We start from the raw sequence: 1,312 nt of genomic DNA, 5'->3' as shown, positions 1-1,312 counted from the left end.
CGGTGACGGTGACGGTGACGGTGACGGTGACGGTGACGGGCTCAGGGCGGCTGGAGCCGTCCGAGGACCAGGCCGGCCAGGACGTGCACGAGCTGATCGGCAGCCTCGCCAGCCACGGAAACAGCCTGACCAGGCATTTCGTCTGTTGCCCGGGGCGGCGGGACGAGGGCGGCCACGGCCTTGCTCCAGGCGGCCATGCCCGAGCGGACCAGCACCGCCCAGCCGTGCCGCCATCCCGCTCCGCGCCCTTCGAAGACCGCGGCCCGCAACTCTTCGTATCGGTCCGCGGCGCCCATGCCGTCCGGGGGCGGATCAACCGCGGGCGCGTATGTTCTCCTCCTGGCTGCGAGCCTCGCGCCTGCGGGCCAACGCCCGCTCGATCGACCGCGGATGCACCACCACGTCGAACTCCTCGGCCACCGCCGCGGCCAGCGCGGGCGCCTTGAGCCCCGGCTCGGCCCGAAGCAGCATCTCGACGTGCGTCATCACCGGCTCGGTCAGTTTCCTGGGCCCCTTCGGCCCCGGCTTGCCCGGCACCAGCCCGGCCGGGCCCTGCGCGTCCAGCGCGGCGGCGATCGCATAGAAACTCTGCCTGCAGAACCCGAACATCCGTGTCGCCTGGGACACCGGCACGTCGTCGACCCGCACCCGGCGCACCATCTCGTACTTGACCTGCACCAAGTCGTGCGGATCGAGGAAGGCCGACGTCCTGAACGCCTCGTCGGCCACTGCCTCGGGCCGGGGATTCAGCGTCCGCGAATCCCGCAGCACCCGCAGCTTTTCCGCATTGCCCGCTACTGCGGTCATGACCGCCTCCCTCCCGGATCTCTGTCACCAGGATTCGGGCGCACCCGAGCGCTGACAAGACCTCTCCCCGCACCCGCAGGAGCACAAGCAGCAGCTCAGCGCAGACATCGCACCGTCGCACGCCCCCAAGCGCCCCGGCGAGCGCCCGCATCAGAGGCACGAACCCCGCGACACTCACGGCGCGATCTCCCCGACAGTGCCGCGATTCGACCCGCGCAACCGGTCGACGAGCGCGGCCAGCTCGACAAGATCCTGCGTCCGGAACGGACAGGAACCCTCGGCCGCCACCACGAACGCATCCACCGGAGCCTCCGACGTCCACTCCGTCGGGATCCTGGACCGGCCACCTACCTCGTCGAAGTAATAGACCCTGTCCCCCCGCCAGCACTGACGGCGCTCGATGAACTCCAACTCCCGTCCAAACAGCGGGTGGAACGGGTGCGTCACCCGCACCCCGCCTGCATCTCCAGAGTCCGGAACCTGAGCAGTCGACGGATCACGCCAA

2 protein-coding genes are annotated in these 1,312 nt (G+C 70.2%); both read right to left on the bottom strand.

Annotated elements, in window-relative coordinates; genetic code table 11:
* Nucleotides 1-312: 312 nt before the first annotated feature.
* Nucleotides 313-807, bottom strand: a complete 495-nt coding sequence (locus tag SCWH03_RS28210) for a helix-turn-helix domain-containing protein (protein ID WP_116427104.1) — start codon at nt 805-807, stop codon at nt 313-315.
* A 174-nt stretch (nt 808-981) separates the two neighbouring features.
* The coding region (locus tag SCWH03_RS28205; RefSeq protein WP_254077099.1) for a DUF5372 family protein at nt 982-1,312 on the bottom strand (331 nt) is incomplete at its 5' end.

Origin of the sequence: Streptomyces pacificus (assembly GCF_011766325.1) — a bacterium.
Taxonomy (GTDB): Bacteria; Actinomycetota; Actinomycetes; order Streptomycetales; family Streptomycetaceae; genus Streptomyces; species Streptomyces pacificus.
This window is presented reverse-complemented; position numbering and strand designations above follow the sequence as displayed.